Origin of the sequence: Pseudomonas asturiensis (genome assembly GCF_900143095.1) — a bacterium.
GTDB classification, from domain to species: domain Bacteria; phylum Pseudomonadota; class Gammaproteobacteria; order Pseudomonadales; family Pseudomonadaceae; genus Aquipseudomonas; species Aquipseudomonas asturiensis.
Window position 1 is genome coordinate 411,572 of the sequence record NZ_FRDA01000002.1, and the last position, 21,403, is coordinate 432,974.

General features: G+C 61.2%; 17 protein-coding genes. 11 read left to right on the forward strand and 6 right to left on the reverse strand.

Annotated elements, in window-relative coordinates:
* Positions 1-17: 17 nt before the first annotated feature.
* The gene (locus BUB69_RS04950; RefSeq protein WP_073162961.1) at positions 18-2,138 is read left to right on the forward strand and encodes a TonB-dependent siderophore receptor; all 2,121 of its coding nucleotides are present in this window, start codon (positions 18-20) and stop codon (positions 2,136-2,138) included.
* A 52-nt stretch (positions 2,139-2,190) separates the two neighbouring features.
* Positions 2,191-2,919 carry a DUF4198 domain-containing protein gene (locus BUB69_RS04955; protein WP_073162964.1) on the forward strand — a complete coding sequence of 243 codons (729 nt, stop codon included), beginning with the start codon at positions 2,191-2,193 and terminating at the stop codon, positions 2,917-2,919.
* A 342-nt stretch (positions 2,920-3,261) separates the two neighbouring features.
* Here BUB69_RS04955 and BUB69_RS04960 read toward each other — a convergent pair whose 3' ends face one another.
* The 4 genes from BUB69_RS04960 to BUB69_RS04975 form a co-directional block, all read right to left on the reverse strand.
* Positions 3,262-4,428, reverse strand: coding sequence for an acetyltransferase domain-containing protein (locus BUB69_RS04960; protein ID WP_073162966.1), 1,167 nt, complete (start codon positions 4,426-4,428; stop codon positions 3,262-3,264).
* A gap of 94 nt (positions 4,429-4,522) precedes the next feature.
* Positions 4,523-5,083 (reverse strand): gamma carbonic anhydrase family protein, encoded by a 561-nt coding sequence (locus tag BUB69_RS04965; RefSeq protein ID WP_073162968.1) that lies wholly within the window; start codon positions 5,081-5,083, stop codon positions 4,523-4,525.
* Positions 5,084-5,094: 11 nt separating this feature from the next.
* The gene (gene folE2, locus BUB69_RS04970; RefSeq protein WP_073162970.1) at positions 5,095-6,000 is read right to left on the reverse strand and encodes a GTP cyclohydrolase FolE2; all 906 of its coding nucleotides are present in this window, start codon (positions 5,998-6,000) and stop codon (positions 5,095-5,097) included.
* Between the two features lie 183 nt (positions 6,001-6,183).
* Entirely contained in the window at positions 6,184-7,092 is a 909-nt protein-coding gene (locus BUB69_RS04975) for a LysR substrate-binding domain-containing protein (RefSeq protein WP_073162972.1), read from the reverse strand.
* A 196-nt stretch (positions 7,093-7,288) separates the two neighbouring features.
* On the opposite strand from BUB69_RS04975, the gene BUB69_RS04980 reads away from it, so the two are divergent.
* The 9 genes from BUB69_RS04980 (at position 7,289) to BUB69_RS05020 (ending at position 17,989) form a co-directional block, all read left to right on the forward strand.
* Positions 7,289-8,809, forward strand: coding sequence for an ABC transporter substrate-binding protein (locus tag BUB69_RS04980; protein WP_073162974.1), 1,521 nt, complete (start codon positions 7,289-7,291; stop codon positions 8,807-8,809).
* Positions 8,810-8,886: 77 nt separating this feature from the next.
* A complete protein-coding gene (locus tag BUB69_RS04985) occupies positions 8,887-9,804 on the forward strand; it encodes an ABC transporter permease (RefSeq protein WP_073162976.1) in 918 nt (305 codons plus the stop codon).
* A gap of 8 nt (positions 9,805-9,812) precedes the next feature.
* Positions 9,813-10,721, forward strand: coding sequence for an ABC transporter permease (locus BUB69_RS04990; protein WP_073162978.1), 909 nt, complete (start codon positions 9,813-9,815; stop codon positions 10,719-10,721).
* A gap of 16 nt (positions 10,722-10,737) precedes the next feature.
* Entirely contained in the window at positions 10,738-11,739 is a 1,002-nt protein-coding gene (locus tag BUB69_RS04995) for an ABC transporter ATP-binding protein (protein ID WP_073162981.1), read from the forward strand.
* Complete coding sequence (locus BUB69_RS05000; RefSeq protein WP_073162983.1) at positions 11,736-12,746, forward strand: ABC transporter ATP-binding protein; 1,011 nt, start codon at positions 11,736-11,738, stop codon at positions 12,744-12,746. The genes BUB69_RS04995 and BUB69_RS05000 overlap by 4 nt, the downstream gene beginning before the upstream one ends.
* Complete coding sequence (locus tag BUB69_RS05005) at positions 12,743-14,170, forward strand: M20 family metallopeptidase (protein ID WP_073162985.1); 1,428 nt, start codon at positions 12,743-12,745, stop codon at positions 14,168-14,170. The genes BUB69_RS05000 and BUB69_RS05005 overlap by 4 nt, the downstream gene beginning before the upstream one ends.
* A complete protein-coding gene (locus BUB69_RS05010; protein ID WP_073162987.1) occupies positions 14,167-15,315 on the forward strand; it encodes a M20 family metallopeptidase in 1,149 nt (382 codons plus the stop codon). The genes BUB69_RS05005 and BUB69_RS05010 overlap by 4 nt, the downstream gene beginning before the upstream one ends.
* Positions 15,316-15,488: 173 nt before the next feature.
* Entirely contained in the window at positions 15,489-17,012 is a 1,524-nt protein-coding gene (locus tag BUB69_RS05015; protein ID WP_073162989.1) for an amidase, read from the forward strand.
* Between the two features lie 74 nt (positions 17,013-17,086).
* Positions 17,087-17,989 carry an AEC family transporter gene (locus BUB69_RS05020; protein WP_073162991.1) on the forward strand — a complete coding sequence of 301 codons (903 nt, stop codon included), beginning with the start codon at positions 17,087-17,089 and terminating at the stop codon, positions 17,987-17,989.
* A 52-nt stretch (positions 17,990-18,041) separates the two neighbouring features.
* Here BUB69_RS05020 and BUB69_RS05025 read toward each other — a convergent pair whose 3' ends face one another.
* Positions 18,042-20,402: a glucose/quinate/shikimate family membrane-bound PQQ-dependent dehydrogenase gene (locus tag BUB69_RS05025; protein WP_073162993.1), complete on the reverse strand. Its 2,361-nt coding sequence runs from the start codon at positions 20,400-20,402 to the stop codon at positions 18,042-18,044.
* Between the two features lie 381 nt (positions 20,403-20,783).
* Positions 20,784-21,242, reverse strand: a complete 459-nt coding sequence (locus BUB69_RS05030) for an REP-associated tyrosine transposase (RefSeq protein WP_073162996.1) — start codon at positions 21,240-21,242, stop codon at positions 20,784-20,786.
* Positions 21,243-21,403 lie beyond the last annotated feature (161 nt).

A 21,403-nucleotide genomic window follows, 5' to 3' on the forward strand; every position in this document is an offset into this window, starting at 1 on the left:
CTATCAGGAAGTCTCACATGTCGTCTCGTAGAATTGCGTCTCTGGCAGGCTTGGCCATCGGGATGCTGGGCAATAACGGTTTTGCGGAAGAACAGCCACACACCCTCGAGCTGGAAAGCGTCAACGTCACCTCCGACTATCAATACGAAACGGCAACCAGCCCGGTGCAGGGTTATCGGGCGACGCGCTCCGCCACCGCCACCAAGACCGATACCGCCATCAAGGACATCCCGCAGTCGATCAGTGTGGTGCCTGCCTCAGTGCTGAAGGACCTGGGCAGCAACAGCGTGGACCGCGCGCTGGACTTCGCCGGTGGCGTATCCAGACAGAACAACTTCGGCGGCCTGACGCTCTACGAGTACAGCATTCGCGGCTTCACCACGTCCGAGTTCTACAAGGACGGTTTCAGCGCCAACCGGGGTTACCCCGCCACGCCCGATGCGGCAAACATCGAACGCATCGAAGTGCTCAAAGGCCCCGCCGCCAGCCTGTACGGGCGTGGCGATCCAGGTGGCACCGTCAACATTGTCACCAAGAAACCACAGCGTGAAGCCTTTACCACACTGCAGACCAGCGCCGGCAGTTGGGACCGTTATCGCACCGCGCTGGACGTCAACACCCCGCTCGATGAGGAAGGCAGGCTGCTGTCGCGGGTGAATCTGGCGGTTGAGGACAACAACAGCTTTCGTGATCACGTCGAGAGCAAGCGGGTTTTCGTGGCCCCCTCCTTCAGCTGGCAGCTGAATCCCGATACCCAGTTGTTGGTAGAGACCGAATTCGTCCGTCACACATCAACCTTCGACCGTGGCGTGGTCGCGCCCAGCAACAAGTGGAGCGGTGTGTCGCGTTCAACCTTCCTCGGCGAGCCGGACGACGACATTGATAACGACAACAACATGGTCCAGTTCGCGCTGGATCATCAACTTAACGACATCTGGTCGCTGCGTCTGGCCAGCCACTACAAGCAGGGCGAGATGTCAGGCTACGCCAGCGAATCGCGTCCATTGAGTGCCGATGGCCGCACCGTCAACCGGCGCTATCGCGAGCGCGACAACAATTGGCACGACAGCATCACCCAGCTGGAGCTGCGCGGCCGTTTCGAGGGACTGGGGCTTGAGCACGAAGTGCTGATCGGAACTGAATACGAGAACTACCGCAAGAACGAACGCGTGACCAACATTGCGCCTGTTGCAGGCAGCAGCTATGCCATTGATCTTTACAACCCGGTCTACGGTCAGCCGAAACCCAATGGCGCCCGTTCCGGCACTGACTTCTTCGAACACGTGGAAAGCCGCGCGCTGAACCTTCAGGACCAGATTGTGTTCACCGACAAACTGCGCGGCATGATCGGTGCGCGTTTCGAGCATTTCGATCAGCAGATTGATGACTACACCACCAACCGGACGTCCGGCCAGCGCCACGACGCTTTCACTCAGCGTGCAGGCCTTTTGTACCAGCTCACGCCACAGATCGGCCTGTTCACTAACGTCTCGACCTCGTTCAAACCCAATAACGGGCTCGACGCTTCAGGCAACACGTTCGACCCCGAAGAAGGCGTGGGTTACGAGGCCGGTATCAAAAGCGAGCTGTTCGATGAGCGCTTGAGTACAACGCTGTCGGCGTTCCACATCGAGAAGGAAAACGTGCTGGCCCTCGACCCGTCTACCGACACCAACCGTGCCGTGGGCAAGGCACGCAGTCAGGGTTTCGACTTGCAATTCACCGGGCAAGTGACCGAAGCGGTTCGCGTGATCGGGGCGTTTGCCTACATCGACGCTGAAGTGACCAAGGGGGACCGCACGATCCCGACCGGCAGCCGCATTCTCGGCGTGGCCAGGCACAGTGGCAGTCTGTTGAGCGTCTACGAGTTCCAGGAAGGTGTGTTGCGCGGCTCCGATGTGGGCGCGGCTTACACCTATGTCGGTGACCGCTCGGGTGAGTCAGGCACGAGTTTCGAGCTGCCCGCCTACCAGACTGTCGATCTGCTGGCGCACTACAAGGCCAGCGACAACGTCACCGTTGGCTTGAACCTCAACAATATTTTCGACGAGAAATATTATGAGCGCTCCTACAGCAACTATTGGGTAGCGCCTGGCGAGCCGCGTAACGTCACGGTCAGCCTGACACTGAATCTCTGATGCTTCACCCGTTCCCCTCTCACTTCCAACTGAAAAACAACAAGGATGCACCATGCTTTCAGCAAAACCGCTCGTGGCCTTGAGCCTGCTCAGCGCACTGTTCGCCGCTCAGGTCAGTGCTCATGGTCTGTGGACCGAACAGCGTCGCGGCAACATCGAAGTGGTCTACGGCCATGGCGCCGAAGACAACGCATTCAAGCCGCAGAAAGTCAGCGGCGCCTGGGCGTATGACGTTCAAGGCCGGATGATTCCGGTGACGGTGCAACGCCTGGACGATCACGCACGCCTGGTGCCGCTCAAGCCACCGGCCATCATGTCGGTCGCGCTGGACAATGGCATGTGGACCCGCAACGCGCAGAAGAAATGGATCAACGAGGGACGCAGCAAGGTGCCCAATGGCACTGACTCGATCCACACCTTCAAGTACAGCGTGGCGATTTATGAAGAAGGCGCGAAACTGCCGACGTTCGAGAAGCTGAACTTCGTCATCGTGCCCCAGGCTGACCCACTCAAGGTCGGTGTCGGCAAGCCGTTGCCGGTAAAGGTATTGGTCGACGGCAAGCCTGCTGCGGGCATCAAACTGATCGGTGATTACCGCAGCGCGCCGGATGTGGTGAGTGCCGAAACGGATGCTCAGGGCATGGCTACTGTGGTGGTACGTAACGAAGGCTTGAACATCATCGCAGCCGAAGTGACGCTGCCAGTGAAGGACAACGCCGATATCGCCGAGCGCGGCCTGTTCACCTCGCTGAGCTTTGTCGGTGAAGCGCATCACGAGTGATGCGTTTCAGATTCAGCCGGTCTTGCAGGCTCTGCATGACCGACTGAATCACACGGCATTTGTGGGAGGCCCCGCCACGTCTTCGACGCAGGGATGTCTTCAGCAAACTGGGTGGGAGCGGACTTGTCCGCGAATGCAGTATTTCAACCACTGCACATTGGTCGGATGTACCGGCCTTTTCGCGGACAAGTCCGCTCCCACGAAATCGAGTTTGTTCAGTGTGATAAGAGGAGGCTTGCCTGCGAAGGGGCCAATACATGCGCTGCATCTCCAGCGCCTGAGCTGACGTCTTCACGGGCAAGCCGCCTCCCACATTTAGCTCCGTGTCACGGCCGCACTGACTTACAAATACTTCAACCAGGTGATATCCCGACGTCGGGCCTTCAGCGAGGCGAACCAGCGCACGGCCGGGAACAGCACCACCGCCAGCACGACCGATGTCAGCCACACGCCCCACATGTGGTCGAAGCCGAAGTAGTTGCCCTGGTTCTTGCCCCAGATCGCCAGCGCAATCAGGTACAGAACCTTCAACACGTACAGGTGCAGCAGGTAGAAGAACATCGGTGCCGAGCCCAGCACCACCAGCGGACGTAGCCAGCCCTGTTCCTGAAAGCGCTCGAAGGCGATCAGAATCAACAGGCCAATGCCCAGCGTCAGGCTGATGAACAGCAGCGATGGCGGGTACTTGGTGATGTTCAGAAAGCTCATCACGGTCTGCAGCTCGGTCTCGCCCACACTCCACGGCTTCTCACCGTAGCCGTTGATCAGGCGCAGCACCATGAAGCCCACCAGCGCGCCCAGCCCGCACATCCACAGTTTGGCGCGACGAGACGCGGCTTTGTAACCCGCCGAGAACCATGGCCCAGCGGCGTAACCCAGCGCGATGATGCCGATCCAGGGAAGTAACGGATACGAGGTACGGAAACGCAGGTTGTCCGAGACGTCGATCCAGCCACGGTCATGCAGGATGGCCCAAGGAATGTGCATCGCCGAATCGACGCCGAAGTGCAGCGAATCCAGCAGGTTGTGACCGGCAATGATCACCACGCCAATCACCACCAGCGCCCAGCGCGGCAGGTACACCATCGCCGACAACGCCACCATGCTCAGGCCAATCGCCCAGATCACTTGCAGGTAGATCACGGTCGGTGGGAACTGGAACGTCCACGCGAAGCTCACCAGAGTGAATTCAAGGGCAATCAGAAACAGGCCGCGCTTGAGCAGAAACGCAGAGACGTCGGCCCTGCCGCTGTACTTTTCGCCGTACAGGTACGCCGACAGCCCGGTCAGCAACACGAACAGGGGCGCACACAGGTGCGCCAGCAAGCGGCTGAAAAACAGATCGGGCTCGGTGTTCGCCACTTCCATGGGGTCCAGTACCTGACGGTGCAGGAAAAAGGTTTCTCGCACATGGTCCAGCAGCATGAAAAGAATGATCAGCCCGCGAAGAGCGTCGATGGAGCGCAGCCGGGAAGCCGGCGCACGGGTGGGATGAACAGCTGTCGTCATGAAAGATCAGGGTCCGTGGTTGGGTGGGCAGTGTCGATTGTTCTGGGTATTACAGGCTTCCCGGTCCAGAAACGGGAAGCCCCCTCGACACCGGTTAAAACTCGTTCTGCAACGCCTTGTAGCCGCGTATCAGATCGATATTGGTGTGCGCCACGTCTTCGGAAAACTCCGAGGCCGAAATGCTCACCGGTGGAAATTGCGACAGGTCGGTATTAGGCCCGATCCGGGTGGTGGACGGCACGTAAAAATGTTCCGGCAGGTCGCGGCCATCGACCACCGAGTTGTGGCGCACCACACTGCCGTTGCCGACCTGGCAGTTGAACAGCACGCTGTTGAAGCCGATGAATACCCGGTCGCCGACCTGACAAGGCCCATGCACGATGGAGCGATGCGCAATCGAGGTGAACTCTCCGATAGTCACTGCCGCGCCGGACTTGGAGTGGATCACCACGCCGTCCTGAATATTGGAGTTTGCGCCGATTACAATGGGCTCCATGTCGCCGGTGGCATCGACTTCATCGGCGCGGATCACCGCATAAGGCCCGACGAACACGTTGTCCTGGATAATGACCTTGCCGCAGATGATCGCGGTCTTGTCGATGTAAGCGGATTCTGCAATCACCGGCAAATGGCCGGACGGGTTTTTACGGATCACGGTGGCAAGCCTCAGGACGGGTAGGTAGACGTTTGTGCAGCGGCATCGTGGGGGTGCAGGCTTTCGAAATGGCGCACGCTGACGCGTGAGGCCGTGTACAGGCCCTCAAGTGCCTGCTGGACCTTGCGTGCCGCGTCTTCGACATACATCAGGTTCTGGCCGTTGAGCCGTGCAAAAGCCTGCTCGTCGGCGCGCTTGACGGCCGTCTGGACAGGCGTCCCCAGCGCACGCTCGGCAGTGTCGATCAGCGCCATCAGACCCAGCTCGGTGGCATGCTCCGGCACGCGCACCTGAACCGTCGCCACGCTGCGCTGGCTGTGCGGGGTGGCCAACGAGCCGTTGGTGCGCAGCCAGTTCGCGACCTGCATGGTGTCGACAAAGGTCTGTCGGTCGAAATGGGCTATGAACGCGCTTTCCAGCAACTGTCGCGACAGCGCCGCTGAACACGGGCAGGTGGACGAATACGTGATGCCCGCCGAGAAATCGAGGCACAGACGGCCCGCTTCCCAAAGGCCCTCAATGACGATTGGGTAGGACTTCCAGCCGCTGAGCCCGTCGGTAACCAGCGCGGGGCGGCGGCACAGCAGGTTGAAATTCAGCTTGATGCGGGCACGGGTCGAGTGGCAATCGGCGTGACTTTCGACCATGGCCTCAAGCAGGTCCGAAAGCGCTGCGACGTTGAGCGCACGCTCTTCGGCAAAGCGGTCAAGCAGACGGTACAGCCGCGACATGTGAATGCCCTTGATGCTGGGGTCGGCCAGGTCAACGTGCAGGTCAACGTGCGCATGCACCGACTGGCTGGCGCCCTCTTCGCTCAAGCGAATCGGCACTTCGATGGCTTGCATGCCAACCCAGTCAAGCGCGATCAGGGCCGAGGACGCGTGCGTCACGGCAACATCAGGGAGGGAGCTGTTCATGGGCGTCGGTCGTCTCGTTGGCTGGCTTCGCTGTGCAAGCGAAGCCTGATGTCATAGGGCACATCAAACCGCCCTGGTTTATTTGTTACACTATAACATCATCCGAACGAGCAACATCAACCGAACAGGTGCCAGGGCCTCACCTTATACGCAGGCACCCTTGGGAAATTTAGGTCACAGGTTTCAGGTCTTCATCAACTCCTCGATCAGAAAATCCCGGAAGGCCGCCACGGCCGCAGGCAGGTTGCGGCCCGCCATGCTTTGCAATTCGATGCGCCTCGCCTTCATGCCTTCATCGCTGATCGGCAGCGACTTGAGTTGTTTTTCCTGCACACGCTTGTCCAGGGTCATTTCGCTGGACAGGCTGATCCCGCCCTCCTCGCGCACAAAACGCAGCAGCGCACCGATGTAGTTGCTGGTCAGCACCGGATCGAACATCAAGCCCTGAACACCGCAGCAGATATCGAACAACTGGCGCAAGGTGGTATCGGTGTTGGTCAGGGCAATCGCATAGGGTTGCAGTTCGGCCAGTGCCACTTCCGTGCGTGACGCCAGCGGATGATTGGGGCTGACCACGGCGCAGATCGCGCCGCTGTGCACGTGCTCGACCTTGATTTCATTCTGCGGCGTCAGGCTGAAGGTCAGGCACAGATCCACATCACCTGAACGCACCCGTTCGGTGGCCTGCGCGGGCGCGCAGACTTCCATGGAAAAGTGAATGCCCTGATACACCCGTCGGAACCGGGCGATGCATTGCGGCAAAAAATCCAGGGCGAAGCCTTCCGAGCAGGCCAGCCGCACATGCCCCCGTTGCAGGCCTTGCAGCTCGGTGATTTCCAGCACGACCTGCTCGGCCTCCAGTTGAGACTTACGGGCGTAAGCTGCCAGGCGAGTGCCCGCTTCACTGAGCACCATGCCTCGCGCCTGACGTTCGAACAGCACCGCGTCCAGTTCGCGTTCGAGCTTGCTGATCTGCCGACTGACCGCCGATGACGCAACGTTGAGTCGAATGGATGCCTCGCTGATCGAGCCGCAACGCGCAACTTCGAGAAAGTAGCGCAGGGCAGTGGATTGAACGCCGTAGAGCTGCATTGCGCCTCCTGCATTGCCTTTTTGGCAATGAAAGGTTCGAAATATTGTGCTTGTGGCATTGATACGCTTTGCCTAGAGTCATGTCGAGGCCCTTAGCAAGACCAGAAGAAAATCATGGCCGCGCAACACATCCCCTTCTCGCATTTGCGACCCACTGCCCTTTGATACAACCACTTCGCCTTTGGGAGACGACGGCATGGGCATCAAGGGTTTCGCTCGCAGCATCGCGCTGCTGGGCCTGTTCACAAGCTTTTCCGCCTTCGCCGGCAAGGCCGACGACACACTGGTTTACGCGTCCGACAGCGAGCCGGAAAACATCAGTCCCTACCACAACGATTTGCGCGAAGGCGTGATTCTCGGTCGCCTCATCTGGGACAACCTCGTCTACCGCAACCCCGACAACGGCCAGTACGAGCCGATGCTGGCGACCAGCTGGAAACAGGTGGACGACACCACTCTGGATTTCCAGCTGCGCGAAGGCGTGAAATTTCATAACGGCGACCCGTTCACCGCCGATGATGTGGTGTTCACCCTCAATTACGTGGTGTCTCCCGAGTCCAAGGTGGTCACGGTGCAGAACGTTGACTGGATCAAGAGCGCTGAAAAGCTCGGTGACTACAGCGTCCGCCTGCACTTGAAAAAGCCCTTCCCGCCTGCACTTGAATACCTGTCCAACGCAGTCCCCATGTTTCCGAAGAAGTATTTCGAGCAGGTCGGTCTCGCAGGCTTCAGCCGCAAGCCCGTCGGCACCGGTCCGTACAAGGTCATTGCCATTGCAACCGGCGAAGGCGTGAAAATGGACAGGAACCCGGACTACTTCAAGGACAGTCCGCAGGGCCAGCCAAAAATCAGCCACATCAACTTTCGCGTGATCGCTGACGCCGAAACCCGCCTCGCGGAGCTGATGACCGGCGGTATCGACTGGACCTGGCGCGTCGCGCCGGATCAGGCCGAGAACCTCAAGGCCATGCCCAATCTGGTGGTCACCAGCGGCGCGACCATGCGCATCGGCTTTCTGATTCTCGACGCGCGGGGCACCTCGACGGCCGACTCGCCCATGAAGCACTTGAAGGTGCGTCAGGCGATCAACCATGCCATCAACCGCGAAGGCCTGGCGTCGCAACTGGTAGGCGGCGAAAGCAAACCCCTGCAAGTGGCCTGCTATCCCGGTCAGTTCGGTTGCGACACCACGGCGGCCACCGTCTACAACTACGACCCGGCCAAGGCCAAGGCACTGCTGGCCGAAGCGGGGTATCCGAACGGCTTTGAAACCGAGATTTTCGCCTACCGCGACCGCGACTACGTCGAGGCGATCATCGGCAACCTGCGCGCCGTGGGCATCAACGCCAAGCTGCGTTACCTGAAATACGCTGCCCTGCGTGACCAGCAGCGTGGCGGTAAGGTGCCCATGTCGTTCCAGGCCTGGGGGTCGTTCTCGATCCTCGACACCTCGGCCTCCGCAGGCACCTGGTTCAAGGGCAACCCCGACGACAATATCAAGGACCCGCAAGTCCAGAGCTGGCTGCAGACCGCCGACAACGCGCTGGACCCCGAGGTGCGCAAGGACAACTACCGCAAGGCGTTGCAGCGCATCAGCGAACAGGCCTACTGGGCGCCGCTGTTCAACTACTCGATGAACTACGCCTATGTCTCGGACCTGAACTTCAAGCCGTACCCGGACGAGTTGCCGAGGTTCGTGTTGTCGAGCTGGAAATAGCGGCACCCAGCGCCCATCGGTGAGGCCTTCTTGCGCAAGGCTCACCACGCCATCCCATGGATACAAGGTCACCTGCCATGTCTGGATTTCTTCTGCGCCGCCTGTGCATTGCCCTGTGCGTCGCGATTACCGTCTCGGTGATCAGCTTTTCCCTGCTGCACCTGTCCGGCGACCTGGCAACCGCCATCGGCGGCCCGGAAGCCACCAGCGAGCAGATCGAACAGATCCGCGTGCAATATGGCCTCAACAAACCACTGGTCACCCAGTACTTCGAGTGGTTGAGCGATGTGCTGCGGCTGGACCTGGGCGACTCGTTCTTCTTTCAGGAATCGGTCTACAACCTGATCGCCTCACGCCTGTCGATCACCCTCGGGCTGGGCGCCATGGCATTGAGTATCGCGCTGTTGATCGCCATTCCGCTGGGCGTGCTGGCAGCGGTCAAACGCGACACCTGGATCGACCGACTGGCGTTGAGCGTCGCCGTGCTGGGCCAGGCGATGCCGAGTTTCTGGTTCGCGCTGATGCTGATCGTGGTCTTCTCGGTAACGCTCAAGTGGCTGCCAGTGTCGGGCAATTCGACCTGGGCACATTTCGTGATGCCGGCCATCGCGCTGGGCTATTACGCCACGCCCGCGATCATGCGCCTGACCCGCGCCGGGATGCTCGACGTGCTCAATTCCGATTACATCCGCACCGCGCGCGCCAAGGGCCTGCGTCCCGGCACCGTGCTGTTCAAGCATGCGCTGCGCAATGCACTGATTCCGGTGGTGGCGCTGGCGGCCGTGGAGTTCGGCTTCATGCTCGGCGGCTCGGTGGTCATCGAAACCGTGTTCTCGCTGCAAGGCATCGGCCAACTGGCCTGGGACGCGATTGCCCGTGACGACTTCCCGGTGGTGCAGGCGGTGGTGCTGCTGATCGCCGTGATCTACATCGTCCTCACCCTGCTGGCCGATGTGCTCAACGCACTGCTCGACCCGCGCATCCGCGTCAGATAGGAAGTTCCATGAGCACAACCACCTCATCCCCGCTGGTGATCAACGATTACCAGCCCCCGGCCAGAAGCGTGTTGCGCACCTTGCGCCTGAGCTTCGGCCATCGCGGCTTTGCCATCGGCGCCGTGCTGCTGTTGGTCATCGTGCTGGGTGCGCTGTTCGCGCCGTGGCTCGCGCCTTATGACCCCTACGCCCAAGACGTGATGCTGCGCATGAAGCCCCCGGTGTGGATGGCCAACGGGTCGTGGGACTATGTACTGGGCACCGACAAGCTGGGGCGCGATTACCTGTCGCGGCTGCTGTATGGCGCACGCATTTCGCTGTTCATCGGCTTCTCGGCCGCGCTGATTTCCGGCGTCATCGGCACCATCATGGGCCTGCTCGCCGGCTATTTCGGCGGCAAGACCGACGCTGTGATCAGCTACCTGATCACCACGCGCCTGGCGATGCCGGTGGTGATGATCGCGCTGGCCTCGGCCTCGCTGATCGGTGGTTCACTGAAGGTCGTGATCATTCTGCTCGGCTGCCTGCTGTGGGACCGCTTCGCCGTGGTGGTCCGCGCCGCCGTCCAGCAGATTCGTGACGCGGAATACGTAGCCTCCGCACAGGCGCTGGGTTGCTCGACCCTGCGCATTCTGGCCAGTGAAATCCTGCCCAACCTGGTCGGCGCGCTGATCGTGGTCGCCACGCTGGAAATGGCCCACGCCATCCTGCTGGAGTCGGCGCTGTCGTTCCTCGGTGTCGGCGTGCAACCGCCCATTCCCTCCTGGGGCCTGATGATCGCTGAGGGCAAACCCTACATGTTCTTTTCCCCATGGGTCATCGCCATTCCCGGCATCGCGCTGATGGTGCTGGTATTGGGCATCAACCTGGTCGGCGACGGCCTGCGCGACCTGATCCTGCCCGACGGGCGCAACTGACAGAGGAGATTCGGACATGGCGCTGTTGCATGTTGAAAACCTGCGGGTCGATATCCCCTTGGGGCAGGACACCCTACACGCGGTACGCGGCCTGGATTTTCAGGTCGAACGCGGCGAAATGCTGTGCATCGTGGGTGAATCGGGCTGCGGCAAATCCCTGACCTCACTGGCGCTCATGGATCTGCTACCCCGCAAGGCGAAGCGCACCGCAACCCGGCTGACGCTGGACGGCATCGACATGCTGGGCCAGAGCGAACGCCAGATGTGCGACCTGCGCGGCAACCGGCTGGCGATGATCTTCCAGGAACCCATGACCTCGCTCAACCCGGCTTACAGCATTGGCGACCAGCTCAGCGAAGTGCTGATTCGTCATCGCAAGGTGTCGCGCAAGGACGCTTTGCTGCGGGCCGCGCAGATGCTGGAAAAGGTCGGCATCAGCAATGCCACCGAGCGCCTGCGCCAGTATCCACATCAGCTGTCAGGCGGTCTGCGTCAGCGCGTGATCATCGCGATGGCGTTGATGTGCGAACCGGACGTGATCATCGCCGATGAACCGACCACGGCGCTGGATGTGACCATCCAGGCGCAGATCCTGCGGCTGATCCGCGACATCCAGAAAGAACTGGGGCTGGCGGTCATCTTCATTACCCACGATCTGGGACTGGTCGCCCGCATCGCCGACCGAGTAGCGGTGATGTACGCCGGGCAGATCGTCGAAACCGCTCCGGCCGTCGAGCTGTTCGAACACCCGCAGCATCCCTACACACGCGGGCTGCTGGCCAGCATTCCGATCCCTGGACGCACTCAGCCGGGCCAGCCCTTGGGTTCGATTCCGGGTCTGGTGCCCAGCCTCGTCGGCGCGCAACAGGGATGTGCGTTCCGCAACCGTTGCTCACAAGCGATCCCCGCCTGCGCCGACGACGTGCCCGCCATTTACGGGCAAGACCACATGACCCGCTGCCTGTTTGCCACATCGGGCACGGAACCGGTGTTTCATCGCGAGGGCGCACGGTCATGAATCAGGCATTGAAAACACCCGTGAAAAAGGACATCGCCCTGGAGCTGTGTGACATCCGTCGCGAGTTCACCATCAACCGAGGCTTTTTCAAACCGACGGCCACGCTGAAAGCCGTCGATGGCGTGTCGTTGCGGCTGATGCGGGGCGAAACCCTGGGGCTGGTCGGTGAATCCGGCTGCGGAAAAAGTACGTTGGCCAAGATGCTCCTGGGTTTGCTGGCACCCAGCAGCGGCGATGTACTGGTCAACGGCAAGCACCTGGCGGGCACTGATCGCAAAGAGATGGCGCGGCGCATCCAGCCGATCTTCCAGGACCCCTACTCTTCGCTCAACCCACGCAAGACCCTGCGCGAGATCGTCACCCTGCCGCTGATCGTGCACGACATCGGCACTCCCACCGAACGCCGCAAGCGCACCGAGGAGATGATGGATGTGGTTGGCTTGCCCAAGCGGGTGATCGACAGTTATCCGAGCCAGTTGTCCGGCGGGCAGCGCCAGCGCGTGGCGATTGCACGGGCGCTGGTGATGCGTCCGGACGTGTTGATCTGTGACGAACCCACCTCGGCGCTGGACGTGTCGGTTCAGGCGCAGATTCTCAACCTGCTGCAGGACCTCAAGCAGGAATTCGGCCTGACGTATTTGCTGATCAGCCACAACCTGGCCGTGATCGAGCATCTGGCCGACCGGGTGGCCGTGATGTACCTGGGCAAGATCGTCGAAGAGCGCAGCCGCGAATCGCTGTTCGCCCGGCCCGGCCATCCCTACACCCAGGCGCTGCTGGACTCGGTGCTCACGCCCGATCCGCACCTGGGTATTCCTGAACTGGGTCTGCAGGGTGCATTTCCCAATCCCATGTCACCCCCTTCCGGCTGTGCGTTTCATCCGCGTTGCCCCAGTTGCATGACGGTCTGCAAGGACCACTACCCCGCTGCGGACACCATGGAAGGCGGAACCGTACGTTGCCATTTGCGTGAAACCCCGAAAACCCTGGAGCTGATTCCCTCATGACTAGCCGCTCGCACGCCATCGACAACGTCACCGAACAGTTCGACAACGGTGCCTTCTTCGCCCTGCTCGGCGAGAGCGTCGCGTACCCGACCCAGAGCCAGGAACCGCAAAGCCTGCCCGAGCTGTACCGCTATCTCACCGATTTCATCACGCCCCATGTCGAGCGGCTGGGCTTCACCGCCCACATCCATGACAACCCGGTTGCCGGGCGCGGGCCGCTGATGATTGCCACCCGCATCGAAGACCCTTCACTGCCCACCCTGCTCAGCTACGGGCACGGCGATGTGGTGCGCGGCTACGACGCACAATGGCAGCCGGGCCTCTCGCCGTGGCAGGTGGTCGAGCGCGGCGAGCGCTGGTATGGCCGAGGCACAGCGGACAACAAGGGCCAGCACCTGATCAACCTGACCGCACTCGAACAGACCCTCAAAGCGCGGGACGGCAAGCTGGGCTTCAACGTCAAACTGCTGCTGGAAATGGGCGAAGAAGACGGCTCGCCGGGCTTGAGTCTGTTTTGTCAGCAGCACGCCGAAGCGCTGGCCGCCGATATCTTCATCGCCTCCGACGGACCGCGCCTGGCAGCGGCGCGGCCAACGCTGTTTCTCGGCTCGCGCGGCGTCTTCAACTTCGAGCTGAGCGTGTATCTGCGCGACGGAGCACATCACTCGGGCAACTGGGGCGGACTGCTGGCCAACCCGGGCATCATTCTGGCCAACGCCATCGCCAGCCTCGTGGACGAACACGGTCGGGTCAAAGTCGCAGGCCTGATGCCCGCCGCCATTCCCGACGCGGTACGCACGGCATTGGCAGATATTGAAGTTGGCGGGGGACCGGGCGATCCGGCCATCGATCCGCACTGGGGCGAGCCGGGTTTGTCGTTGAGCGAAAAGGTCTTCGGCTGGAACACGCTGGATGTGCTTGCCTTCAAGACCGGCAATCCGGACGCGCCCGTGCATGCGATCCCCGGCAAGGCCCACGCGCTGTGTCACATACGTTTTGTGGTCGACAGCGATTACACGACCTTCGTCCCGGCGGTTCGGGCGCATCTGGATGCACACGGTTTCACTCAGGTCGACGTGCAACAGACGCGCATGGACGTGATGCACGCCACGCGCCTGTCACCCGACAGCCCCTGGGTCGGCTGGGCGCTGGAGTCGCTGAGCAGGACCACCGGCAAAAAGCCTGCGTTGTTGCCCAACCTGGGCGGTTCTCTGCCCAATGATGTGTTTGCCCAAGTGCTCGGGCTGCCCACCGTGTGGGTGCCGCATTCCTACCCGGCGTGCTCGCAGCACGCACCCGACGAACATCTGCTGGCGCCAGTGGTGAAAGAAAGCCTGCAGATCATGGCCGGGCTATTCTGGGACCTGGGCAATGACGGCGCACGTCTGGCCCGCGAACATCAGGCACAGGAAACAGGCCAATGAATCAGACGCAACTCAATGCGACCCAATGGCTGGCCGGGCAGTTCGATGCCATGGAAGCCTTGTTGCAGCAACTGGTCGACACCGACTCCAACAGCTACGACAAGGACGGTGTCGATGCGGTCGGCGACCTGCTCACAGCACAACTGCAGGCCGACGGGATCAGCGTCGAGCGTATCGCGGTCGAGGGTTTCGGCGATATGTTGCTGGCCGAACTGCCGGGCGGGCCGGGCAAACCGGTCCTGCTGCTGGGGCATCGCGATACAGTATTCCCCAAGGGCACGACCACGACCCGAGGCTACACGCGAGACGAAAAGCTCGCATACGGCCCAGGCGTTGCCGACATGAAAGGTGGTCTGGTGCTCAGCTGCTTTGCACTCAAGGCGCTCAGGCGTGCAGGTCCTCTGCCGTTTCCGGTGCAGATTCTTTACACCGGTGACGAAGAAATCGGTTCAGGCAGTGCGCGTGTCCACATTGAACGTTACGCCAAGGCAGCCCGCGCCGTGCTCAATCCAGAACCGGGCCGTGCCAGCGGCAATGTGGTCAGCGCCCGCAAAGGCGGCGCAACCCTGATCATTGAAGTCAGCGGCCGCGCTGCGCACTCGGGCGTCAACCATGCCGACGGTGCCAGTGCCATTGAGGCGCTGGCGCACAAGGTGATCAAGTTGCATGCGCTGACCGATTACCCCGCGGGCATCACCACCAACGTGGGGTTGATCTCTGGTGGCACGTCCAGCAACACCGTGGCACCTACCGCCACGGCCAGGCTCGACGTGCGCTTTATCGAGCTACGCCAATGGGACGAAATACTCGCCGCCATTCAGACCATCGTCGACACAGAAGAACTGCCCGGCACCTCGGCCAGACTGCTGGAAGCCACGACCTTCCTGCCGATGGAAGCTCGGCACAGCCACGAGCTGTTGCGGATCTACCAGAATGTTGCGGCAGAACTGGGTTTCAGCGTGGACGGCGAATTCACCGGTGGCTGCGCCGACTCAGGCTTCACCGCCAGCCTCGGCATCCCGACCCTGTGCGGCCTGGGCCCGGTGGGCGGCAAGGTGCATACGGACCGCGAATACCTGGAACTCGATACCCTCGTACCACGCGGCCAGGCGTTGGTGGCGACCATCGTGGGGCTGGCGGATTGATGATGGGGTTGCTGAGCCCGGAAGAAGCGCAAAACGGGGCGAAAACGAGCGCGCCTGATTAAATGCATAACCCACAGTCCGATGTTTGCTGCAAGGCTGCGTAAAACCCTGAGCGCAAGCGTGGGAACGATCAGTGTGATCTCGGGCCCATCATCATTACTTGAGGAAACCACATGCCTGCTTCATCCGACCTGCTGGAAAAATCCGCCACCGAATTGCGCGCCCTGATCGGCAACAAGCAGTTGTCGCCAGTCGAGTTGCTGAACGCCAGCATCCAGCGCATCGAATCGCTCAATCCGAAGATCAACGCCTTCGCCGCGACCTGCTTCGAGCGGGCGCGGGATGAAGCGGTACAGGCCGAACACGCCGTCATGCAGGGCCAGCCGCTGGGCTTATTGCACGGTCTGCCCATCGGCATCAAGGATCTGGAAGAAACCGCAGGCGTGCTCACCACCTACGGCTCGCAGCTGTTTCGCGACAATATCCCCGGCCAGGACAATCTGCTGGTGGTACGTCTGCGCCGTGCCGGGGCGATCATGGTCGGCAAGACCAACGTCCCGGAACTCGGTGCAGGCGCCAATACCCGCAATGTGGTGTGGGGCGCTACAGGCAATCCGTTCAATCCCGAGCTGAACGCAGGCGGCTCGTCCGGGGGCTCGGCCGCTGCCCTGGCAGTGGATATGGTGCCGCTGTGCAGCGGTTCGGACACCGGCGGTTCGTTGCGCATACCCGCTGCGCTGTGTGGCATCGTCGGCCTGCGCCCGTCCCCTGGCCTTGTGCCGAGCGAGCGCAAGAAACTGGGCTGGACGCCGCTCTCGGTGGTCGGACCGATGGGGCGCAACGTCGCCGATACGCTGCTGCAACTGCGTGCCAGCGCGGGTCTGGCGTCCTGTGATCCGCTGAGTTATGCGGTGGCAGACCATGACTTCACGTCGCGCACGATCGACCTCAGTCAGTTGCGTGTCGGCTACAGCGAAGACTTCGGTGCCTGCGCCGTGGATGAGCAGATTCGCACCGTGTTCAGGGAAAAGATCAGCATTCTTAAATCCTTGTTCAAGTCGTGCGAGCCCATCGACCTGAACCTGGGCAGCGCGCATCGCACCTTCGACGTGCTGCGCGCCGAAGCCTTCGTCGCCGGGTTGCAGGACGCCCATGACCAGGATCCCGATGCGCTCGGTCCCAACACGCGGGCCAATTTCGACATGGGCGCGGCCATGTCGCTGCAGGATTGCGTCAAGGCGCATGCCGAGCAAAGTCGCCTGTTCCGCAGCTTTCAGAAGCAGTTCGAGCGCTACGACCTGATCATCGCGCCAACCACGCCTGTCTCGCCGTTCCCATGGAGCGAGTTGTACCTGCGGGACGTCAACGGTGTGCGACTGGACAACTACTATCGCTGGCTGGCGCTCTGCTACACCATCACCCTGACCACCAACCCCGCCCTGTCGCTGCCATGCGGCACCGATCACAAGGGCATGCCATTCGGCCTGCAATTGATTGGCGGGTTTCGTGGTGATGCCACACTAATGGCTTGCGCCCATGCGCTGGAGCAGGCCACGTCGGCCGATTCACGGGTGTGTCGCCCCCGCCCCGATCTGCAAAACCTGTTGGCCTCGGCCGTGGACCTGACGCACATCGTCACCCATCCGCCGATCCACGAAGGCTCGCACGCATCCCGGCCGGATATCGGGGCCATGTAGACGGCTTTAGCGCATAGGTAAACGTGCAGCGCTGGTTCATACTGCGCGGCCATGTCCTCAAGGAGCCAGAGCCCGTGGCCGTTCTGCAAGCCATCCTGCCCGTTTTCCTGCTGATCGTGCTCGGCTACGTACTGGGCAAACGCAAAACCCTGACCGTCGAAAGCACCAAGGCCTTGAGCGTGTTGGCCTTCAAGTTGTTTTTGCCGATGGTGCTGTTCACCGGGATGGTCAAGGCTCCCCTGAACGACGGCCTGGACCTGCGGGTACTGGCGGCGTATTTCGTTCCGGCCTTGCTCGTGTTTGTACTGGTCAATCTGGCAATGCACCGCTCTGGCGCCACCTCGACGCCATTCGGCCTGACGGCCAGTTTCTCCAACAACATACTGATCGGCATTCCGCTGGTGGTCGGCGTGTTCGGCACTCAAGGGCTGGTGTTGCTGTTCACCGTCATCGCCGTGCACAGCCTGACGCTGTTCACGTTCCAGAGCCTGTACGACAGCCTGGCCGGTGATCAGCCTTTCAATACCCGCTCGCTGTTCGCCAGCCTGGCAAACCCGCTGATCATCGGCCTGTTACTGGGGATCGTGGTCAACCTTTCGGGCCTTGTTCTGCCTGAATGGGCCGATCACCTGACCACCTGGCTGGCTCAGGCCGCGCTGCCCTGCGCCCTGATCGTGCTGGGCTCCAACCTGTCCAGTTTCAAACTCACACCCAGTCCGCAGGCGCTCGGCATTACCGTCGGCAAGCTGTTCCTGATGCCGCTGCTGGTTCTGCTGGCGTGCATGATGCTGGGCATTGAAGGTTTGTCGCGAGGTGTGCTGGTGCTGATGGCCGCAGGGCCTGCGGGGGTCAATGTGCTGGGTTTTGCCCGCAGCGTGCCCCACGTGCAAAAAACCAGCTCGGCGATTTGCCTGACCACTGTCCTGTCGGCCGCGACGTTGCCGTTGTGGGTGTGGCTGGTGAGCCTGACGGGCTAGCTGAAGGAACAAAGCGTGAGGGGCGGTTGCTGCCCCTCACGCCTGCCATGCGTTACTTGGGTAACGCGTAGGCAATCACATAATCGCCACGATCAGGCGATTGGCGGGCTCCCCCGGCGGTGAGCAGAATGTACTGCCTGCCGGTCTTGGGTGACACGTAGGTCATCGGGCCAGACTGGCTACCCACTGGCAGACGGGCTTTCCAGATCTCGTTGCCGTTGCCGCTGTCGAACGCGCGCAGGTAGAAGTCCTGAGTGCCCGCGAAGAACAGCAGACCCGATTGCGTGGACAGCGAAGCGCCCAGGGTCGGCATGCCGATCGGGATCGCAAGCCCCATACGAATACCCATCGGGCCAGTGTCCTTGACCGTACCGACCGGTACCTGCCAGACCAGCTTTTTGGTCTTCAAGTCAATCGCCGACATCGTCCCGAACGGCGGTGCCTGACACGGAATACCCACTGCCGACAGAAAGCGCTGACGCATCGCACCGAACGGCGTACCGGTCTGCGGCACGACACCCATTTCGATGCCGCTGGCACCGGCCGCGATCTTGTCGCGCGGGATCATGTAGTTGGCCAGGCCCAGGCGCATGTCGTTGACGAACATGTAGCTGTTGGTCGGGTCAACCGAAACGCTGCCCCAGTTCATACCGCCCAGCGAGCCAGGAAATTGCAGCGCGTGGTCCATGCCTGGCGGCGTGTAGACGCCTTCATGACGCATGCCTTTGAAGGCGATGCGGCACATCAACTGATCGAATGCCGTGGCGCCCCACATATCCGACTCTTTCAGGGTCTGATTGCCAATCGACGGCATGTCCACCGAGAACGGCTGGGTCGGCGAATAGCGCTCGCCCGGCACATTGCCCTGTGGCACCGGACGCTCTTCGACACGGGAAATCGGTACGCCGGTTTCGCGGTTGAGCAGGAAAATCTCGCCCTGTTTGGTGACCTGCGCCAGCGCAGGCTGAGTACCACCCTTGCCGTCCGGGATGTCGTAAAGCAGCGGCTGTGCCGGGATGTCGAAGTCCCACAGGTCATGGTGAGTCATCTGGAAATTCCAGCGCACCTGACCGGTCTTGACGTCCACGGCGACAACGGAGGACGACCATTTGTCATCCAGTTCGGTGCGCGTGCCGCCGAAGAAATCCGGGGTCGCGTTGCCTGTGGGCAGGTAGATCAGGCCCAGTTTCGCGTCGTAGGACATCGCCGACCAGACATTCGGCGTACCGCGCGTGTAAGTCTCGCCTGCGGGTGGACGTTTGGTGGTGGTCGGGTTGCCCGGATCCCAGGCCCAGACCAACTCGCCACTGTGCACGTCGAAGGCGCGTACCACGCCCGGCGGCTCGCCCGTGGAAAAGTTGTCGGCGACACGTCCGCCGACTACAACGACGTTGCCAGCCACCAGTGGCGTCGAGGTTTGCTGGTAGTAACCTTCCTTGACCTCGCCCATGTCGGTCTTCAGGTCGACCACACCCTGGTCGCCGAAGTCCTTACAGGCCTCGCCCGTTTTGGCATCCAGCGCGATCAGGCGGGCATCGCCGGTCGGCAGGAAAATGCGGCTGCTGCAAGCGGCAGGCTGAGCGTTTGACTCGGCTGCCGGCGTTGCGAAATAGCCCAGGCCACGGCAGCGCTGCCAGTTGGGCGCACTGCCCTTGGGGTCAAACTTCCAGCGCTGCTCGCCGGTGTCGGCATCCAGCGCGAAGACCTTGCCGTACGCGGTGCAGGTGTAGACAGTGTCACCAATCTGCAACGGCGTGTTCTGGTCTTCGGCACCTGCCCCGGTGCTTTGCGGGATGTCGCCGGTGTGGAACGTCCACGCGACCTGCAGCTTGTCGATGTTGCCTTTGTTGATCTGATCCAGCGCCGCGAACCGGTTGCCAGCCGGGGTGTTGCCCCAGTGCGCCCAGTCCTTCTGCTCGCTGCCCGGAGCGACCGGCACAACATTCGGCACGCTGCTGGCACTGACCACGTGCGTCGGCACAAACATGTAGCCGATGGTCGCCGCGACGCCAATGGCCAGAATGCCTGCCAGACCGTAAGCACCGCGCCCAGCCTGAGCGCCGGAAGCGCGAACCAGTTTCGGGTAGATCAGCGCGACTACCAGTCCGATCACGGCGAAAGTCAGTACCCGCGAAACCAGCGGCCAGTAATGCAGCCCTGCATCCCAGACGGCCCAGATCGCCGTCAGAATCAGCGCCACGCCATAGATCAGCGCGCCTCCAGGCTGACGCTTCGCAATCAATACGCCGCTGACCAGCATCGCCAGGCCCATGAGCAGGAAAAACCAGCTCCCGCCCAACGCCACCAGATAACCGCCCCCGCCTGCCAGGCCAAGCCCGATCAGCGCGATAAGCACCCCCAACCCGAGCAGCAAAAACCTGCCGCCCGCCCCTGTGCCTTGCTTGCTAGTCATGTTCCAAACCTGTCAGATTTTTACAGCCGCGCAGAATGTACTAACTGGTTCATAATGACAAATTGTCGCAGGCTGTTTCAGCTCAAAATCAGATTCCGAACGCACAAAAATGCGTCCGCAGGCTTGGAACGGCAAGGCGTTGAATTTGTGGGCGATCAGCGAACGAAATGTGATCCATGTGGCCGCCGCGCGGTGTTACTGACTTGGCAGACATTGCAGTGAGCACCGATGTGAAGGACGCGGCTTGTCAGCAGTGTTTCTTTCCAGCGACCTCTCAGTGCCTGAACTGACGCTATCGCCGGCAAGCCGCCTCCCACGATAAATATCGTTTCTTCAGTGATAGAGCCGGTTTTTTCGACACCTGTAGCAGCGCAAACAACATTAAATCCAGATGGCATCCCATAGCGGATAGTTTCTGACGTTTTTCACCAGCCCTGCTCGCAGAGGGTTGGCAATGACGTAGCGAGCGACGTTAATCACGTCCTGCTCTGTGCGTACCGCCCGGTCGTGATAACCATCCTGCCAGAGCCGCCCTTTGCGTCCAGATGCTTTGTTGACCGATATTGCAGCTCTCGACTTTACGCTGCGCATGACCCCTGCCAGTGCATGGGTGCGCAACTCGAATAACCAGTGCATATGGTCTGGCATCACGACCCAGGCAAGTGATTGAACCAGGCCTGCTTCATCGGCTTGTCTCATTTCGCGCACAAGCAGACGACCCAGTACGAACTGATTGAAAACGGGATGCCTGTCCAACGTAGTAGCGGTCACCAGATAGATCTGACCCGGTTGTGAAACCCTGCCGTCGCGCAACGTTCGTGAACGTACCTGCCCAGCCATTCGCATGCTCTCTCGTTAACCGGTGAGCAGGCAAACATAGTTAAAGAAGCAGGCGGGCATCTCTCTATAGTTACGCAGAATGTTGCCATAGGTCCTCCAACTCATCTCGGGCAACATCACCTGCCCACTGAATGAACACTATCCCTGTGGGAGGCGGCTTG